Origin of the sequence: Martinezella paranaensis (assembly GCF_014200235.1) — a bacterium.
Taxonomy (GTDB): domain Bacteria; phylum Pseudomonadota; class Alphaproteobacteria; order Rhizobiales; family Rhizobiaceae; genus Rhizobium; species Rhizobium paranaense.
On record NZ_JACHBI010000002.1, the window covers coordinates 457,071 to 473,848 of the forward strand.

Genomic DNA, 16,778 nt, shown 5'->3' on the forward strand with positions numbered 1-16,778 from the left:
TAGCCGGTCGGCGCCTAACAATGGGCGCGCAACCAGGGAATCGAACATGAGCGCGATCGGAAGAGCAATATGGTTTATCGAAAGCCACTTCTCGTCTGATATCTCGCTGGACGAGATTGCCGATACGGCTGGCCTGTCGCGCTATCATCTGTCGCGCGTCTTCGGGCTCACCACCGGCCATTCGATCAGCGGCTACGTCAGGGGCCGGCGCCTTAGCGGGGCAGCTCTTGCGCTGATCAACAGCTCATCGACCATTCTCGAGGTTGCCCTCGATGCGGGCTATGGCTCGCATGAGGCTTTCACCCGTGCCTTCCGCGAGCAATTCGGCATGACGCCGGACAGTTTGCGCAAGCAGGGGCACGCCCGAAACCTTGTTTTGCTGGAGCCGATCAGAATGGACGACACCCGCCTCCCCAAACTCGATGCGCCACGTTTCGAGACCCGCCCCGCAATGCTGCTTGCCGGCCTTGCGGAAACCTATGCCTGTGAAGCCACACAGGGGATTCCCTCGCTATGGCAGAAATTCAATCAGCATTTCGGCCATATTTCCGGCCAAGTGGGCAATGTCGCCTATGGCGTCTGCACCCAGAATGAAGGCGACAGCGAAAGCTTCCGCTATATGTCTGCCGCCGAGGTCACTTCGGACGACGATCTGCCGGAAGGCTTTACGACCCTGAAACTGCCACAGCAGCGCTATGCCGTCTTTACCCATCGCGGCCATATTTCCGGCATCTCCGCCACCGTGCAGCAGATCTTCGGTGATTGGCTGCCGCAATCCGGTCACCAGCACGGCGGCGTGCCAGACATGATGGAGCGTTACGACGACCGTTTCGACCCGCGCACCGGCATGGGCGTAACGGAGATCTGGATTCCTCTGAAGGCATAGAAATATGCGCGCCGTCCGCGAAAATAATGGCGGCGCTTGCACCTGCGATTTCGCTCCTTACATAAACGATCGCTATCAAGGAGCCGGAGCTGGGGGTCAGCGTCGGCAGACGCTGACCAGAGGAAAAATTCATCGATGGATATTGTTGGTTTGGTGCAGGACCCGAGCGCATGGGTTGCGCTTGTCACCCTCGTCGTCATGGAGGTGGTTCTCGGTATCGACAACCTCATCTTCATCTCGATCCTGACCAACAAGCTGCCGCCCGAACACCGGGAAAAAGCCCGCCGGATCGGCATCGGTCTCGCCTTGGTCATGCGCCTTGCCCTGCTCGGCACTGTCGCCTGGATCGTGCAGCTCACCGAACCGGTCTTCGAAATCTTCGGCCAGGGCTTCTCCTGGAAGGACATGATCCTGATCAGCGGTGGCCTGTTCCTGGTCTGGAAGGCAACCAAGGAAATCCATCACAATGTCGACCCCGCCGAACAGGGCGAGGATTTCATCGCCAAATCGACCACGACCGGCTTTGCCTCGGCTATTGGCCAGATCTTGCTGCTCGATCTCGTCTTTTCAATCGACAGCATCATCACGGCCGTCGGCATGACGCCGCATCTGCCGATCATGTTCATCGCCGTCATCGCCGCTGTCACCGTCATGCTGGTAGCCGCCACGCCGCTCGCCAACTTCATCGAGAAGAACCCGACCATCGTCATGCTGGCGCTCGCCTTCCTGCTGATGATCGGCACGACACTAATCGCCGAAGGCATGGGCTTCCATGTTCCCAAGGGCTATGTCTACGCCGCAATGGCCTTCTCCGCCGTGGTCGAGGCGCTGAATATGCTGGCACGAAACCGGCGGAAAAAGCTATCCGGCGGCCATTGACGGGAAATATCCGCACCCAAAACGGGTGCGGCCATCAATCCTGGACGTGGACGTCGACCGACTCGCCGATATTACCGCGTCCGTAAATATCGACCTTGATCCAGACATTGCCGCGAGCGATCAGGTTGGCGGCATCACCGGCGATATTGCCGCTTGCCAGCATGGCTTCCAGCTTCTGGCGATTGGATGCCTCCGAAAAGAAGCTGTCGCCCTCGTCGCCGCGATCACGACGGCGATAGGCATAATAGTTGGCGCGATCCTGCCGGATAATCTGCCAAGGCAACGTCAGACGCTCTCCCTTGGAATTATAAAGATCGTCGTTGCCTATATAGGCACGATAGGACTCGATCAGATGTGTCGAGCTGTCACGCGTAATGGTCGATTGGGCCGCTGCTGCGTCGAACATGGCGGTCGCCAATATGAAGCTTAAAACTAGTTTCTTCATTGTTTTCCTCGCGGTGAACGATTGAAGACCTATGTCGTCACTGCCGCGAAAATTGCAAATAAAATTCGACAAGCGAGCCGCTTTTATCCCCCTGGTTTTATGAAGGGTAAAAATGCCTGGCGAAATTGAGAGATCGGCTCGAATCGATGCGACGCAAGGTCGGCACCTCTGCCCGGGCAATCCGGCGGCGCAGTTTCCCTTGACGTTACCCGTTGAATATGGCCTAAGGCCTGCCAAACGGAAAACGCGGGATTGAAGCGGCAAGACGCCCTTTTCCGGCCGGTTTCCTGATCCAGATAAACATCTCCAGCCGGGCAGCGCTTATCCCAAGCAGCGGCCTGGCTTTTTCTGACGGGCAAACAAGATGACAACATCAGGCGTTCGCGTCCGCATCGCACCCTCCCCCACCGGCGAGCCGCATGTCGGCACCGCTTACATCGCGCTGTTCAATTATCTCTTCGCCAAGAAGCATGGCGGCGAGTTCATCCTGCGTATAGAAGACACGGACGCGACACGCTCGACGCCGGAATTCGAAACCAAGGTGCTCGACGCGCTGAAATGGTGCGGCCTGAAATGGTCCGAAGGCCCCGATATCGGCGGTCCCTACGGTCCCTATCGCCAGAGCGACCGCAAGGACATCTACAAGCCCTTCGTCGAGAAGATCGTCGACGCCGGCCATGGCTTCCGCTGCTTCTGCACGCCCGAGCGCCTGGAAAAGATGCGCGAAGCCCAGCGCGCCGCCGGCCTGCCGCCGAAGTATGACGGACACTGTTTGAACCTGACGGCCGAGGAAGTCTCGACGCGCGTTGCCGCCGGCGAGCCGCATGTCGTGCGCATGAAGATCCCGACCGAAGGCTCCTGCAAATTCCATGACGGCGTCTATGGCGATGTCGAAATTCCGTGGGATGCAGTCGACATGCAGGTCCTGCTCAAGGCCGACGGCATGCCGACCTATCACATGGCCAACGTCGTCGACGACCATCTGATGAAGATCACCCATGTCGCGCGCGGCGAGGAATGGCTCGCTTCGGTGCCGAAGCACATTCTGATCTATCAGTATCTCGGCCTCGAACCGCCGCAGTTCATGCACCTGTCGCTGATGCGCAATGCCGACAAGTCGAAGCTGTCGAAGCGCAAGAACCCGACGTCGATCTCCTATTACACCGCGCTCGGCTATATTCCCGAGGCGCTGATGAACTTCCTCGGCCTGTTCTTCATCCAGATCGCCGAAGGTGAAGAACTTTTGACCATGGACGAGCTTGCCGAAAAGTTCGATCCGGAAAACCTCTCCAAGGCCGGCGCGATCTTCGATATCCAGAAGCTCGACTGGCTGAACGGCCGCTGGATCCGCGAAAAGCTCTCGGAAGAAGAGTTCCAGCATCGTGTGCTCACCTGGGCGATGGAAAACAGCCGGCTGCGGGAAGGCCTGAAGCTGTCGCAGTCGCGCATCTCCAAGCTCGGCGAACTGCCCGACCTGACCGGTTTCCTGTTCAAGTCCGACCTCAATCTCGATCCCTCGGCTTTTGCCAAGATCAAGTCGACGCCGGAAGAGCTGTTGGAAATCCTGAACACAGTGCAGCCGGACCTCGAAAAGATCCTCGAATGGAATGTCGAGACGATCGAAGCCGAGCTGCGCGCCATTGCCGACCGCATGGGCAAGAAGCTGAAGGTGGTGGTTGCTCCCCTCTTCGTGGCCGTCTCGGGCTCATCGCGCTCGCTGCCGCTGTTCGACAGCATGGCGATCCTCGGCCGCGCCGTCGTGCGCCAGCGGCTGAAACTTGCCGCCCAGACCGTTGCGACCCTCGTCGGCCCGAAGAACTGAACCGGACTTAGAACCATGAACGACAAGACCGAAACCGCCTCCCTCTCGTCCGATGCTACGGAAGTCCGCGCGCAGAAGCTGAAGCTGCTGCGCGAGCAGATCGGCGACGTCTATCCGGCCCACTTTCACCGGACACTGACCAACGCTGAACTGGCGGAGAAATACGAGGGCCTGGAGCCGGACACCGAGACCACGGATGTCGTCACCGTCGCCGGCCGCGTCTATTCCTCGCGCAATTCCGGCATGTTCATGGATATCCACGATGCGTCGGGCAAGATCCAGATCTTCAGCCACAAGGACGTAACCGGCGAAGAGGCCCGTGCCCTGCTGCCGATGATCGATATTGGCGACATCATCGGCGTGACAGGCGTCGTGCGCCGCACGAAGCGCGGCGAGCTGACGATCAATGCCCAGCAAATCACCATGCTGACGAAGTCGCTATTGCCGATGCCGGAAAAGTGGCACGGCCTGTCCGACATCGAGCTGCGCTATCGCAAGCGCCATCTCGACATCATGACCAATGAAGAATCGAAGCTCCGCTTCCAGCAGCGCAGCCGCATCGTCTCCGGCATCCGCCGCTTCATGGAGAATGACGGCTTCATGGAAGTCGAGACGCCGATGCTGCATTCGGTCTATGGCGGCGCCACCGCCGAGCCCTTCAAGACGCATCACAACACGCTGAAGCTCGACATGTACCTGCGCATCGCGCCGGAACTGTTCCTGAAGCGCACGCTGGTTTCCGGCCTCACCGACAAGGTCTTCGAAATCAACCGCAACTTCCGCAACGAAGGCGTCTCCACCCGGCACAATCCCGAATTCACGATGATGGAGTGCTACTGGGCCTATGCCGACTACGAGGACATCATGGACCTCGTCGAGCGGCTGTTTTCGACGCTCGCCATGGCGATCCATGGCAGCACCGAATTCGCCTTCGGCGACAAGCAGATCTCCTTCAAGGGTCCGTTCCGCCGCGTACCGATGCCCGATGCCGTCAAGGAAGCCACCGGGATCGACTTCCTGGCGATCAAGACCGACGAAGAAGCCCGCGCCGCTTCCAAGGCTGCCGGCTTCGCCGTCGAGAAGGACGCGACCTGGGGCGAATGCCTTGCCTTCATCTTCGAAGAGAAGGTCGAGGGTACGCTGATCCAGCCGGCACACGTCACGCATTTCCCGAAGGACATCTCGCCCTTCGCCAAGGAAGTGCCGGGCGAACCGCGCCTCGTCGAACGCTTCGAGACCTATTGCAACACCTGGGAACTCGGCAACGCCTTCTCGGAACTCAATGATCCGGAAGAGCAGCGCGCCCGCATGGTCGAGCAGCTCGAACAGGCCCATGCACGCGGCGAGAAGCAGAAGGCACTGGACGAGGAATTCCTCGACGCCATCGACCAGGGCATGCCCCCTGCCGGCGGCCTCGGCATCGGCGTCGACCGCCTCATCATGCTGCTGACCAATTCGCCGTCGATCCGCGACATCATCCTCTTCCCGGCGCGGCGCAGCAAAGCCGATTAAGACGATTTCGTACAGACGACAGGCCGCCCGGCTAAGCCATGGCGGCCTTTTTTCGTTGGGCCATTGCTTGCGGATTGCGTATAAGTCCCCCAACGCGCGGCGAATCCTCGCCATCCGGAAACAAGAGGCACGAAACATGACTGAGAACGAAAACCAGACCGCGGACGCCGATCATGAACGGCAGCGCCTCGCCGATCTCGCCGAAATCGGCGATGTCGATCTGGCGCAATTCGCGCCGGGCACGTTCGGTTGCCATGAGGCGATGCATACGACCTCGCTCATGCTCGACATGACCGACGACCATCTCTTGCAACACCCCGCCATCCTCGCCATTCCGGAATTCTACCGTCTCGCCGGTGACGTCCACGAAGCACTGTTCGCGCTTTATCAGGCGATCGGCGAGAAACATCTGGCGGATTGAGGGAATACCTTGGTCCCCGTAAGGCCAAGAATGCCTACCTTCAATTCGTGACCGGTGACCGCCGGCTGCTGGCGCCTGTCATGGTCGGATCCAGACCTGGCGATGGCGCCGCATCCGGTTGGGTCGCGTCGGCGCCAATGAAGCTGCCGGTATTGTTGCCCTCGGGCGGAAGACTGCTTTTTGACGCGGGAGGATTCTGTTCAGGAGGCGTCGCCGGCGTATCCTCTTTTTCCTCGCGGGCGACGGCTTTCTGTTCGGCGGCCTCGGCGGCTTTCTGTTTGTCCTTCTTGGCGCTGCCGCCGCCCTCGTTCTCGGCCGCCAGCGGATTGTCGCAGTCGCTGTGATCCTGCAGCGCCGCCAGCGCCTCATCGATATCCTTGGGCAGCATGTTGATCTGTTCGCCATAGAACAGACCTTGGGCGCTCGCACCGCCATTATAGTAGCGCGCCGTCACCGGCTCTTCGGCGGCGCCATCGGCGATCTTGTCGGGATGCGGCACATAGACGACGTCAGCCCCCAGCGCCCGACCGCGAATATCGGACCGTAATGTCGGGCCGTTCTGATCGAGAACGACGACCTGAACAAGATCCGGTTTTTGCTCGTCATAGACTGCTTTGGCAACGCGAAGCGCCGTTTTGACGCGCGTCAGACCATCGGTCGGATCAGTGCGGATATATTTGCGCACCCAGACCCGGTTTTCCTTGCGGATGGTAACGAGGTTGACGTCGCTGCATTTCAAGCCATTCGGGGAGGCCGAGGCAAGACCCAGAAGCTTGTCCTTGCCGATATAAAGCGCGAAGACGCCGGAGCAGCCTATCAGCAAGGCCACTCCGCCGATGATGAAAACAAGCTTCCGGGATGGCCGGAAAATGTGCAGTAAGGCGCTCACGCCAACTGCTCCACCATAGAGCACTCCAACGCGACAAGATGATCAACTCTCACGTTAGGGATATCGCGTTTCGGAATACTTAAAGAAGAGGTGAATCTTGCGCCGCTCGCATTTCCGTTACCAAAAAAGGTCCAAGCCTTTCAGACCGATGCCGGTTCTTGCCATACACGTTAAACCCATGCTCTAACCTATATATGGCCTTCACTTTGAGACAGCTTCAGTATTTCGTCGCCGTGGCGGAACAGGGCTCCATTACCCGTGCGGCACAGAACCTGTCGATCTCGCAATCCTCGGTCACCGAAGCCCTGAAAGAGCTGGAAAGCGATCTTGGCGTCGAGCTTTTCGACCGCCATCCGCGTGGTCTCTCTATCACCCACAACGGCCACCAGTTCCTGCGCCACGCCACAAAAATCCTCGCGACCGTTTCCGATGCGCGCACCAGTTTTTCCAGCCAGCAGAATGAGGCCGGCGGCACGTTGAACATCGGGGTCACCTCGCTCGTTGCCGGTTATGTGCTGTCCGATCTCCTGGCGCGTTACCGTCGTGCCTGCCCCGGCGTCGAAGTCAGCGCCATCGAAGACAATGGCGGTTATCTCGAACACCTGCTGGTCGGCGGCGAACTCGATGTCGCCGTCATGGTCATTTCCAACCTGCGCGACCGCATGGCGCTGCAGGCGGAAATCCTTGAGACATCCCCCTATCGCCTCTGGCTGCCCATAGGCCACCCCCTGGTTTCCGCCGATATCATCAGCGTCGCCGACATCACCCGCGAACCGCTGATCATGCTGACCATCGACGAGATCGAGGAGAATACCGGCAAGCTGCTGACGGCGCTCGGCGCCCGCCCGCATGTCGCCTTCCGTACCCGCTCCGTCGAGGCGGTCCGTAGCCTGGTGGCCACGGGCGCCGGCGTAGCGCTGCTACCGGACCTCGTCTACCGCCCCTGGTCGCTGGAAGGAGATCGGATCGAAAGCCGCGATGTCTCCGGCGCGCTGCCGGTCGTGCAAGTCGGCATGGTCTGGCGCAAGGGTTCCAGCCTGCCGCAGGCCGCCCGCGATTTCGTCGGCATTGCCGAGGCCATGCGTTCGGGCCGCCAAAGATAGCAGCTATCGGAAATTCCGATATCGACTTTCTGATAAATGAATTTGCGAATACGGCAAAATAGCGTCACCTTTTTCTCCGGGAACAAAACGCCAGAAACTGGCTCCGATACCAACTGGCTCAAGAACCGGGAGAGTTTGATGAAGCATCTGCTGAAACCATGCACGGCTGCGCTCGCATGTTTAAGTTTCGCCACGCAGGTCATCGCCGCTGAGCCGCTGAAGACGCTCGGCAAAGGCGAAGGTGCCGTCAGCATCGTTGCTTGGTCCGGCTATATCGAGCGCGGCGAGAGCGACAAGAATTACGATTGGGTCACCCAATTCGAAAAGGACACGGGCTGCAAGGTGAGCGTTAAGACCGCCGCCACCTCCGATGAAATGGTCGCGCTGATGAACGAAGGCGGCTTCGATCTTGTGACCGCCTCAGGCGACGCGTCGCTGCGCCTCGTTGCCGGCAAGCGTGTCCAGCCGATCAACACCGATCTGATTCCGAGCTGGAAAAATCTGGATGAACGTTTGAAAAATGCGCCATGGCATACCGTCAACGGTGTGCACTACGGCGTGCCCTATCTCTGGGGGCCGAACGTGCTGATGTACAATACCGACACCTTCAAGGATCAAGCACCCAAGAGCTGGAAAGTCGTCTTCGAGGAAATGACCCTGCCGGACGGCAAGTCCAACAAGGGCCGCGTTCAGGCCTATGACGGCCCGATCTATATCGCCGATGCTGCGCTTTATCTGATGGCCCACAAGCCGGAACTCGGCATCAAGGACCCCTACGAACTCAACGAAGACCAGTACAAGGCCGCCCTCGACCTTCTGCGCGGCCAGCGCAAGCTCGTCAGCCGTTATTGGCACGATGCGATGATCCAGACGGACGACTTCAAGAACGAAGGCGTCGTCGCTTCCGGCTCCTGGCCCTTCCAGGTGAACCTGCTGCAGGCGGACAAGCAGAAGATCGGCTCGACCTTCCCGGATGAAGGCACGACCGGATGGGCCGATACCACCATGCTGCATGCCGACAGCGAGCATCCGAACTGCGCCTATATGTGGATGGAACATTCGCTGCAGGCCAAGGTACAGGGCGATGCAGCCGCCTGGTTCGGTGCGGTGCCCTCGGTTCCCGCCGCCTGCAAGGGCGACGAGCTCCTGACCGACAGCGGCTGCGCCACCAACGGCTACGACCATTTCGACAAGATCAAGTTCTGGAAAACCCCGGTTGCCAAGTGCACGACGGAGAGCGAATGCGTACCCTACCATCGCTGGGTTTCAGACTATATCGGCGTGATTGGGGGCAGATAGTTCACGCCGATAATGGCGACCGCCTCTCCAGCCTAAGAGCGCGATCGCATCGGGACGATGAGGGGCCCGAATCTGACGCCCCTCATCGCCTCGTCGAGCCTCTTCCAAACGGAGAGGCGCGACGGAACAATATGCCCTTCACCTCCGCATACCCGGGAGCATCCCATGACCGCCGTTCGTTTCCAGCAGGTATCGCGCCATTTCGGCCAGGTCCGCGCCGTTGACCGCGTCGATCTGGAGATCGCGTCCGGCGAATTCTTTGCCATGCTCGGTCCCTCGGGCTCCGGCAAAACCACTTGCCTCAGGCTGATTGCCGGTTTCGAGCAACCGACCGGCGGCCATATCGAGATCTTCGGCGAAACCGCCGAGGGCGTGCCGCCCTATCGTCGCAACGTCAACACCGTCTTTCAGGACTACGCCCTCTTTCCGCATCTCAATATCCTCGACAACGTCGCCTATGGGCTGATGGTCAAGGGCATCGGCAAGACCGAAAGGCTGAGAGCCGCCGAACAGGCGCTCGAATTGGTGAAGCTGCCGGGTTATGGCAACCGCCGCCCCGGCCAGCTCTCCGGCGGCCAGCGCCAACGCGTGGCGCTCGCCCGCGCACTCGTCAACAAGCCGAAGGTGCTGCTGCTCGACGAACCGCTCGGCGCACTGGACCTGAAACTGCGCGAGCAGATGCAGGAGGAGCTGAAGAGCCTTCAGCGGGCGCTCGGCATCACCTTCGTCTTCGTCACCCACGATCAGGGCGAAGCTCTCTCCATGGCCGACCGCGTCGCCGTCTTCAACAATGGCAGGATCGTGCAGGAGGGCACGCCGCACGATATCTATCAGCGGCCGAAGACCCGGTTCGTCGCCGATTTCGTCGGTTCTTCCAATGTAATCGCCCCTGAGACGATGTCATCGCTCGGCGGCGAACGACGCTGGGCAAGCCTGCGGCCGGAAGCGATACGACTGACGCAGGATGCCGGCGTTCCGGCGACGGTGCAGGCGACGAGCTTCCTCGGCGCCGCCACCCGGCTTTCGGTGGAAGCGCAGGGCACGCGCATGCATGTCACCCTGCCCGCCGGCCAACCCATTCCCGACACCGGCGCCTCGGTGCGCATCGCCTGGCTGCCTGCCGATATTCATTACATGGACGACGCCGCATGACAGCCGCCGCCATCGCCGCACCCGCGGCCACCTCGATCCTGCCACGCCGGGGCGGTTTCTTCGGCCGCCTCTCCGATCTCTTCTGGCGCCACCCGAAGCTGCTGCTCTTCCTGATGTTGACGCCGCCGCTGCTCTGGCTCGGCATCATCTATATCGGCTCTCTGATCGCGCTGCTGCTGCAGAGCTTCTTCTCGATCGACGACTTCTCCGGGATGGTGAACTACGAATTCACGCTGGCGACCTATGCGCAGCTTTTGAATTCCGCCAATTTCGACATCATCATCCGCACGGTCATCATGGCGGCGCTGGTAACTATCGCCTCCTCCTTCGTCGCCTTCCCCATCGCCTATTATGCGGCGCGGTACGCCAAGGGAAAATGGAAGGCGCTGTTCTATCTCGGTGTCATGCTGCCGCTCTGGTCGAGCTATCTGGTCAAGGTCTATGCCTGGAAGCTGATCCTCGCCAAGGAAGGCATTTTGACCTGGCTTTTCGACAAGCTCTGTCTCGGCTGGCTGCTCGACGGCGTGCTCAACCTGCCCATCGTCGGCGGCAATTCGCTGTCGGTGAGTTATATCGGTACCTTCCTCGTCTTCGTCTATATCTGGCTGCCCTATATGATCCTGCCGACGCAGGCAGCCCTTGAGCGCGTGCCCACCAATCTCCTCGAAGCCTCGGCCGATCTCGGCGCCACGCCGAACCAGACCTTCCGCACGGTGCTGCTGCCACTGGCGCTGCCCGGCGTCGTCGCCGGCTCGATCTTCACCTTCTCGCTGACGCTTGGCGATTATATCATCCCGCAGATCATCGGCTCTTCGCGCCTCTTCATCGGCCAGGCCGTCTATGCGCAGCAGGGCACGGCCGGCAACGTGCCGCTCGCCGCCGCCTTTTCGGTCGTGCCGATCGTCATCATGGCCATCTATCTCTGGATCGCCAAGAAACAGGGGGCTTTCGATGCGCTCTGATCGCGGCCAACAGGCTTCCCTGCCCTTGAAGATCGGCGCCACCTGCGGGCTGCTCTTCCTGCATCTGCCGATCCTGCTGATCTTCGTCTATGCCTTCACGACCGAGGAAAAGAGCTACCAATGGCCGCCGCCGGGCCTCACCCTGCAATGGTTCGGCATTGCCTGGAACCGGCCGGATGTCTGGTCGTCCTTGGCGCTGTCGGTGCAGGTAGCGACCGTCGCAACCGCGATCGCTCTGGTGCTCGGGACGCTCTGTGCTGCCGCCGTCAGCCAGACAAAATTCTTCGGCCGCGAGGCAATCTCGCTGCTGGTGATCCTGCCGATCGCGCTTCCCGGCATCATCACCGGCATAGCGCTGCGCTCGGCCTTCAGCCTGTTCGATATTCCCTTCTCCGTCTGGACGATCGTTCTCGGCCACGCCACCTTCTGCGTCGTCGTGGTCTATAACAACGCCGTCGCCCGTTTCCGCCGCACCTCCGGCTCGCTGATCGAAGCCTCGATGGACCTCGGCGCCGACGGTTTCCAGACCTTCCGCCATATCATCCTGCCGAATATAGGCACGGCGCTACTCGCCGGCGGCATGCTCGCCTTCGCGCTGTCCTTCGACGAAGTCATCGTCACCACCTTCACCGGTGGCCAGCAGATGACCTTGCCGATCTGGATGCTGGAAGAGTTGATCCGTCCACGCCAGCGCCCCGTCACCAATGTCGTCGCCATGGTCGTGGTGCTCGTCACCTTCCTGCCGATCCTGGCAGCCTACTATCTTACCCGCGACGGCGACCAGATCGCCGGCGGCGGCAAATGAAAGGGAGATAATAATGGATACCCAAATGCTGATCGGCTCCCGCTTTGAGGCCGGCACGGAAACGGAAGAGCATATCCTCAACCCGAAGACCGGGGAGACGGTGCTCAACCTGCCGGAGGCCTCGCTCAGCCAGATCGACATTGCCGTCGACGCCGCCGAAAAGGCCTTCACGAGCTGGTCGCAGACGACACCCGCGCAGCGCTCCACCTATCTCCTGAAGATTGCCGATGCCATCGAGAAAGATGCCGAGGGCTTTGCAACGCTGGAAGCGCTGAACTGCGGCAAGCCGATCAATGCCGTCCTGAATGACGAAATCCCCGCCATCGTCGATTGCTACCGCTTCTTCGCCGGGGCGGTGCGCAACCTGCATGGCCCCGTTGCCGGCGAATATCTGCCCGGCCACACCTCGATGATCCGCCGCGATCCGATCGGCATCGTCGGCTCGATCGCGCCGTGGAACTACCCGTTGATGATGATGGCATGGAAACTGGCACCGGCCATTGCCGGCGGCAACACCGTCGTCTTCAAGCCCTCCGAACAAACGCCACTGACGGCACTGAAGATGGCGAAACTCTTGGCGGATATCCTGCCGGAAGGTGTCGTCAACGTCATTCTCGGTCGCGGCGAAAGCGTCGGCAATGCGTTGATCAACCACCCCAAGATCAGCATGGTCTCCATCACCGGCGATGTCGCCACCGGCAAGAAAGTGTTGCAGGCCGCGGCCAAAACGGTGAAGCGCACGCATCTCGAACTCGGCGGCAAGGCTCCGGTCATCGTCTTCGACGATGCCGATATCGATGCCGTCGTCGCTGGTATCAGAACCTTCGGCTATTACAATGCCGGCCAGGACTGCACCGCCGCCTGCCGCATCTATGCCGATGCCAAAGTCTATGACAATTTCGTCGCCGACCTCACTTCCGCTGTCTCCAGCATCAAGTTCAATCTGGGCGACGACACGGAAAACGAAATCGGTCCACTGATCTCCAAGCGCCAGCGCGACCGCGTCGAAAGCTTCGTCACCCGCGCCGCCGAACACAAGCACATGGAAATCACCACCGGCGGCAAGACCTCTGGTGATCGTGGCTTCTTCTATGCCCCGACCGTGGTTGCCGGCGCTACGCAGGATGACGAGATCGTCCGCCGCGAAGTCTTTGGTCCCGTCGTCTCGGTCACCCGCTTCACCAGCGCCGACGATGCCGTTGCCTGGGCCAACGACAGCGACTACGGCCTTGCCTCCTCCGTCTGGACCAAGGACGTCAGCCGCGGCATGCAAACCGCCGCCCGCCTGCAATACGGCTGCACTTGGATCAACACCCACTTCATGCTGGTCAACGAAATGCCGCATGGTGGCCTGAAGCAATCCGGCTATGGCAAGGACATGTCGGTCTACGCGATCGAAGACTACACCGCCGTCCGCCACGTCATGATCAATCACGGATGAGGGTGAGGCGCGGTTCGGTGTAACCGAAGCAATCGGCCCAATGGGTCGATTGCTGCGCCGAACGCCCAGAGCATGCGGCAGGGCCAAGGGTCATTCCAACCCCCGACGATCGAAACGGCATCGGAACAATTTCCCCTTTTCTGCGTCTTCATTAGGCGCAACGCAGAGGAGATTTCCTAATGCTGAAATGGGCCCTCATATTCTTCGTGATTTCCCTGATCGCCGGCTTTTTCGGCTTTTCCGGTGTCTCGGCCGCAACGGCGACGATCGCCCGCGTGCTTTTCGCGCTCTTCCTGATCGTCTTCCTGGTCTTCCTGATCATGGCGGTGATGGCCGGCAACGCCGTGCTCTAAACAGACGATGACTCACCTATGCTTTGGAGGGCGGCGAGCTACACCAGGCTCGCCCCGACATTGATAGCAAGGGCCAGGATCGTCGTGTTGAACAGGAACGACAGAATGGCATGCAGCAGCACCAGCTTGCGCATGCTGACGGTGGATACGCCGATATCGGCGGTTTGGGCGGCAACGCCGATGGTGAAGGAGAAATAGAGGAAATCCCAATAGATGGGCTCCTCCACCGGCTCGGCGAATTTCAACCCCTGCCCCTTGCCCGGACCGCGATAGAATCGGTGCGCATAGTGGACAGTGAACAGCATGTGCAGGAACACCCAGGAAATCAGGATCGTCACGATCGCCATTGCCGCGCGGAAAAACGCCACCTCCGGCGGCGCTTCCTTGACGCCGAGGAGTTCCAGAGCGATGCCGCCGATACTGGCAATTGCGGCAGCGATCGATAGGAACAGCAGAACTGCGTCCGAAAAATCGAGATCGGCCGAACGCTTGCGAATGCGATGCACATCGGATGTCAGCATCCGGTACAGGCTGTACGCGATGTAGACGATGGCGGTGGCATTCCAGCCGATGAGAATGTTGCCCGCATTGAATGCACGCGAGGTCAGAAGCAGGAAGAACACGATGCCGGCTGCGACGCTGACCAGAATTACCTGATGCTTGTGCAACAGCATGGCGGCCCCGAAACGATGGTGCGGTTCGTCCATGCGCATGCCGATCTCCCATTCGCTGAATATGTATCAGATATAGATTCACTGACGAAGGTGGCAAACAAAAAGAGGCCCCGCAATGCGAGGCCTCCGCTTCCGGAAAAGATGCTGATTCAAGCTGTCCAGCCACCGTCGATGACATGGATCTGACCGGTGGTGAAGCCCGCTTCGTCGCCGGCCAGATAGGTCACCAGCGCTGCGATCTCGTTGGCGTCGGCGATGCGGCCCATCGGCTGGCGGGCGATGAAGTCGGTCATGGCCTTCTCATAATCGCCGGTGGCGCGCAGGCGCTCATGCAGCGACGGGCTATCGACCGTGCCGGGGCAAATGGCATTGGCGCGGATACCCTTGGCGACGAAATCGGCGGCGATCGACTTGGTGAGACCGATCACGGCTGCCTTGGAGGCGCAATAGGCGAAGCGATTCGGCACGCCCTTCACGCTGGAGGCGACCGAGGACATGTTGACGATCGAGCCTTTGCCCTTCTCGAGCATACCCGACAGGAAGGTGCGGCAGGTCGTGTACATCGCCTTGGCATTGAGATTGAAGGAGAAATCCCAATCCTTCTCTTCGCAGTCGAGAATGGTGCCGGCATGCACGAAGCCGGCGCAATTGAAGAGCACGTCGATCGGGCCGAGTTCGTCGGCGTAAGCCTTGACCGCAGCACTGTCGAGGACGTTCAGCACATGCTTGCTGGCGCCTTCCAGCGTCGAAAGCGTCTGCTCGTTGATGTCGGTGGCGTAGACATGCGCACCGAGCGAAATGAAGCGCTCCGCCGTGGCGCGGCCAATGCCCTGTCCCGCCGCCGTGATGACGACCTTCTTGCCTTCCAATCCGTGACTCATAATCCTAATCCTTTCCTCCAGGGCATGATCCCGGGACCGAAAGGCCACGAAACGAAAACGCGTGGTTGCTTGCGGATAAGATCATGCGAAAACAAACAGCTAAAGCCGCCTTGCCCTAGCTTTCGAACGATTGCGCGAAGAGCTGGTTGAGCTTGTCGATGAGGACTGTATGCCGCGCGGCGGTACGCAGTCCATTGTTAATAATATCAGAAGCTTCGCTCTGGAAAGCCATGTAGCCGTCATGACGTGGCCGGACATAGGCGCCCTCCAGCGTAGCGCGCGTATTGCGGTAGAAATCGAGCGTCGGCGCGTTGACGGCATCGCTCACCCAGGCATCGGCGTGGCCCGGTTGGCCATTGCCGCTGGCATAGGCGCCTGCCTGCACCGGCCCGCTGGCGATCCAACGTGCAAAGGCCTTGGCTTCCTCCGGCATCTGCGTCCGGGCCGAAACGGCAATACCGGTGCCGCCGAGCGCCGAGCCGTTGGGCGCACGACCGTCGATCACCGGCATGTCGGCAAAGGCCAAGCGCGCCGGTCGGAATCCGGCGAAGGAATAGCTGACGTAGCCGTAGACGAAGGGAACGACGTCATAGGGGCAATCCGGCTGGCTCATGAGATCGAAGACAGCGATCGGGTCCATATCGTAACATTTCGCATCCATGCCGCCGACGATCCGTGCCATCCAATCGAGCACGGCTTCCCCATCCGCCTTGGCGATGCACTCCGGCCCTTCGACGCTGCACGGCGTGCCGAGATGCGCCGCAAGCGTGAAGAAGGTCATCAGCACATGCGGCGACCGCATCGGCAGGATCGCCTTGGCCTTGGCCGCCAGCGAGACGATTTCGGCAAGATCGGTGACCGGGCCGCTCAACCGATCAGGCCGGTAAGCCTGAACCTGCGTTGCCGCATCGAGCGGGAATGCCCACTGCCGGCCCTGCCAGTTGTAGCTCGGATAGGAGCGCCCGACCGTGCCTGCGGCGATTGCAGCAAGCTCTTCGGCATGCGCAGCATCTTCAAGCGGCAGCAGGCAGTCCTCGCGGGTGATCTGGCCGACATGCGGATGATCGATGACGATGAGGTCGTAGGCAGCAGCCAGCTCTTCGACCGGAAAAGTTTCGAAATCCTGCAGCGAGCGCTTCTCCCAGACGACCTCGACGCCGGTCTTTTCCTTCCAGATGGCCGAGCAAGCCACCATCGGATCGTAGCCGCGCGGATGCGACCAGGTCATTCCCTTGAGTTGCGCCATCATTCTCT

The 16,778-nt window shown here is 60.4% G+C and carries 17 protein-coding genes; 12 read left to right on the plus strand and 5 right to left on the minus strand.

The genetic code is table 11. The annotated features are described in order from the left end of the window. The first annotated feature begins 46 nt into the window (after positions 1 to 46). Positions 47 to 886 (plus strand): GyrI-like domain-containing protein, encoded by an 840-nt coding sequence (locus tag GGD50_RS08175; RefSeq protein WP_107109275.1) that lies wholly within the window; start codon positions 47 to 49, stop codon positions 884 to 886. 135 nt (positions 887 to 1,021) lie between these two features. Then, positions 1,022 to 1,765: a TerC family protein gene (locus GGD50_RS08180; RefSeq protein ID WP_107109276.1), complete on the plus strand. Its 744-nt coding sequence runs from the start codon at positions 1,022 to 1,024 to the stop codon at positions 1,763 to 1,765. Between the two features lie 34 nt (positions 1,766 to 1,799). On the opposite strand, the gene GGD50_RS08185 is transcribed toward GGD50_RS08180, so the two are convergent. Then, positions 1,800 to 2,210, minus strand: a complete 411-nt coding sequence (locus GGD50_RS08185) for a hypothetical protein (protein ID WP_107109277.1) — start codon at positions 2,208 to 2,210, stop codon at positions 1,800 to 1,802. A 364-nt stretch (positions 2,211 to 2,574) separates the two neighbouring features. Between GGD50_RS08185 and gltX the strand changes: the two genes are divergently transcribed. The 3 genes from gltX (at position 2,575) to GGD50_RS08200 (ending at position 5,965) form a co-directional block, all read left to right on the plus strand. Next, entirely contained in the window at positions 2,575 to 4,032 is a 1,458-nt protein-coding gene (gltX, locus tag GGD50_RS08190) for a glutamate--tRNA ligase (RefSeq protein ID WP_107109278.1), read from the plus strand. A gap of 15 nt (positions 4,033 to 4,047) precedes the next feature. Continuing rightward, positions 4,048 to 5,544, plus strand: coding sequence for a lysine--tRNA ligase (lysS, locus tag GGD50_RS08195; RefSeq protein ID WP_107109279.1), 1,497 nt, complete (start codon positions 4,048 to 4,050; stop codon positions 5,542 to 5,544). A gap of 136 nt (positions 5,545 to 5,680) precedes the next feature. Continuing rightward, positions 5,681 to 5,965, plus strand: a complete 285-nt coding sequence (locus GGD50_RS08200) for a hypothetical protein (protein WP_107109280.1) — start codon at positions 5,681 to 5,683, stop codon at positions 5,963 to 5,965. Positions 5,966 to 6,005: 40 nt separating this feature from the next. Here GGD50_RS08200 and GGD50_RS08205 read toward each other — a convergent pair whose 3' ends face one another. After that, positions 6,006 to 6,854, minus strand: coding sequence for a hypothetical protein (locus tag GGD50_RS08205; RefSeq protein WP_107109281.1), 849 nt, complete (start codon positions 6,852 to 6,854; stop codon positions 6,006 to 6,008). 194 nt (positions 6,855 to 7,048) lie between these two features. On the opposite strand from GGD50_RS08205, the gene GGD50_RS08210 reads away from it, so the two are divergent. From GGD50_RS08210 to GGD50_RS08240, 7 genes are all read left to right on the plus strand, one after another. After that, complete coding sequence (locus tag GGD50_RS08210; RefSeq protein WP_107109282.1) at positions 7,049 to 7,957, plus strand: LysR family transcriptional regulator; 909 nt, start codon at positions 7,049 to 7,051, stop codon at positions 7,955 to 7,957. A 138-nt stretch (positions 7,958 to 8,095) separates the two neighbouring features. After that, positions 8,096 to 9,256, plus strand: a complete 1,161-nt coding sequence (locus tag GGD50_RS08215; protein ID WP_107109283.1) for an ABC transporter substrate-binding protein — start codon at positions 8,096 to 8,098, stop codon at positions 9,254 to 9,256. Positions 9,257 to 9,421: 165 nt separating this feature from the next. Beyond that, the gene (locus tag GGD50_RS08220) at positions 9,422 to 10,408 is read left to right on the plus strand and encodes an ABC transporter ATP-binding protein (RefSeq protein WP_107109284.1); all 987 of its coding nucleotides are present in this window, start codon (positions 9,422 to 9,424) and stop codon (positions 10,406 to 10,408) included. Beyond that, positions 10,405 to 11,370 (plus strand): ABC transporter permease, encoded by a 966-nt coding sequence (locus tag GGD50_RS08225; protein ID WP_107109285.1) that lies wholly within the window; start codon positions 10,405 to 10,407, stop codon positions 11,368 to 11,370. Before GGD50_RS08220 ends, GGD50_RS08225 begins: the two co-directional genes overlap by 4 nt. Next, positions 11,360 to 12,175 (plus strand): ABC transporter permease, encoded by an 816-nt coding sequence (locus GGD50_RS08230; protein ID WP_107109286.1) that lies wholly within the window; start codon positions 11,360 to 11,362, stop codon positions 12,173 to 12,175. The genes GGD50_RS08225 and GGD50_RS08230 overlap by 11 nt, the downstream gene beginning before the upstream one ends. 13 nt (positions 12,176 to 12,188) lie before the next feature. Next, positions 12,189 to 13,616 carry a gamma-aminobutyraldehyde dehydrogenase gene (locus GGD50_RS08235; protein WP_107109287.1) on the plus strand — a complete coding sequence of 476 codons (1,428 nt, stop codon included), beginning with the start codon at positions 12,189 to 12,191 and terminating at the stop codon, positions 13,614 to 13,616. Between the two features lie 179 nt (positions 13,617 to 13,795). Then, the gene (locus GGD50_RS08240; RefSeq protein WP_104824347.1) at positions 13,796 to 13,969 is read left to right on the plus strand and encodes a DUF1328 domain-containing protein; all 174 of its coding nucleotides are present in this window, start codon (positions 13,796 to 13,798) and stop codon (positions 13,967 to 13,969) included. A gap of 38 nt (positions 13,970 to 14,007) precedes the next feature. Here the strand turns inward: GGD50_RS08240 and GGD50_RS08245 are convergent, their stop codons facing one another. The 3 genes from GGD50_RS08245 to GGD50_RS08255 all read right to left on the minus strand — a co-directional run bounded on the left by GGD50_RS08245 (position 14,008) and on the right by GGD50_RS08255 (position 16,773). Further along, positions 14,008 to 14,676 carry a DUF1345 domain-containing protein gene (locus GGD50_RS08245; RefSeq protein ID WP_107109477.1) on the minus strand — a complete coding sequence of 223 codons (669 nt, stop codon included), beginning with the start codon at positions 14,674 to 14,676 and terminating at the stop codon, positions 14,008 to 14,010. Between the two features lie 116 nt (positions 14,677 to 14,792). Further along, positions 14,793 to 15,524 (minus strand): SDR family oxidoreductase, encoded by a 732-nt coding sequence (locus tag GGD50_RS08250; RefSeq protein ID WP_107109288.1) that lies wholly within the window; start codon positions 15,522 to 15,524, stop codon positions 14,793 to 14,795. 115 nt (positions 15,525 to 15,639) lie between these two features. Further along, a complete protein-coding gene (locus GGD50_RS08255) occupies positions 15,640 to 16,773 on the minus strand; it encodes an extracellular solute-binding protein (protein ID WP_107109289.1) in 1,134 nt (377 codons plus the stop codon). Positions 16,774 to 16,778 lie beyond the last annotated feature (5 nt).

What these genes read in the sequence shown, in the direction of transcription:
- GGD50_RS08175 (WP_107109275.1), top strand. Translation starts at nt 47, where the DNA reads ATGAGCGCGATCGGAAGAGCAATATGGTTTATCGAAAGCCACTTCTCG.
- GGD50_RS08180 (WP_107109276.1), top strand. Translation starts at nt 1,022, where the DNA reads ATGGATATTGTTGGTTTGGTGCAGGACCCGAGCGCATGGGTTGCGCTT.
- GGD50_RS08185 (WP_107109277.1), bottom strand. Translation starts at nt 2,210, where the DNA reads ATGAAGAAACTAGTTTTAAGCTTCATATTGGCGACCGCCATGTTCGAC.
- gltX (WP_107109278.1), top strand. Translation starts at nt 2,575, where the DNA reads ATGACAACATCAGGCGTTCGCGTCCGCATCGCACCCTCCCCCACCGGC.
- lysS (WP_107109279.1), top strand. Translation starts at nt 4,048, where the DNA reads ATGAACGACAAGACCGAAACCGCCTCCCTCTCGTCCGATGCTACGGAA.
- GGD50_RS08200 (WP_107109280.1), top strand. Translation starts at nt 5,681, where the DNA reads ATGACTGAGAACGAAAACCAGACCGCGGACGCCGATCATGAACGGCAG.
- GGD50_RS08210 (WP_107109282.1), top strand. Translation starts at nt 7,049, where the DNA reads ATGGCCTTCACTTTGAGACAGCTTCAGTATTTCGTCGCCGTGGCGGAA.
- GGD50_RS08215 (WP_107109283.1), top strand. Translation starts at nt 8,096, where the DNA reads ATGAAGCATCTGCTGAAACCATGCACGGCTGCGCTCGCATGTTTAAGT.
- GGD50_RS08220 (WP_107109284.1), top strand. Translation starts at nt 9,422, where the DNA reads ATGACCGCCGTTCGTTTCCAGCAGGTATCGCGCCATTTCGGCCAGGTC.
- GGD50_RS08225 (WP_107109285.1), top strand. Translation starts at nt 10,405, where the DNA reads ATGACAGCCGCCGCCATCGCCGCACCCGCGGCCACCTCGATCCTGCCA.
- GGD50_RS08230 (WP_107109286.1), top strand. Translation starts at nt 11,360, where the DNA reads ATGCGCTCTGATCGCGGCCAACAGGCTTCCCTGCCCTTGAAGATCGGC.
- GGD50_RS08235 (WP_107109287.1), top strand. Translation starts at nt 12,189, where the DNA reads ATGGATACCCAAATGCTGATCGGCTCCCGCTTTGAGGCCGGCACGGAA.
- GGD50_RS08240 (WP_104824347.1), top strand. Translation starts at nt 13,796, where the DNA reads ATGCTGAAATGGGCCCTCATATTCTTCGTGATTTCCCTGATCGCCGGC.
- GGD50_RS08245 (WP_107109477.1), bottom strand. Translation starts at nt 14,676, where the DNA reads ATGGACGAACCGCACCATCGTTTCGGGGCCGCCATGCTGTTGCACAAG.
- GGD50_RS08250 (WP_107109288.1), bottom strand. Translation starts at nt 15,524, where the DNA reads ATGAGTCACGGATTGGAAGGCAAGAAGGTCGTCATCACGGCGGCGGGA.
- GGD50_RS08255 (WP_107109289.1), bottom strand. Translation starts at nt 16,773, where the DNA reads ATGATGGCGCAACTCAAGGGAATGACCTGGTCGCATCCGCGCGGCTAC.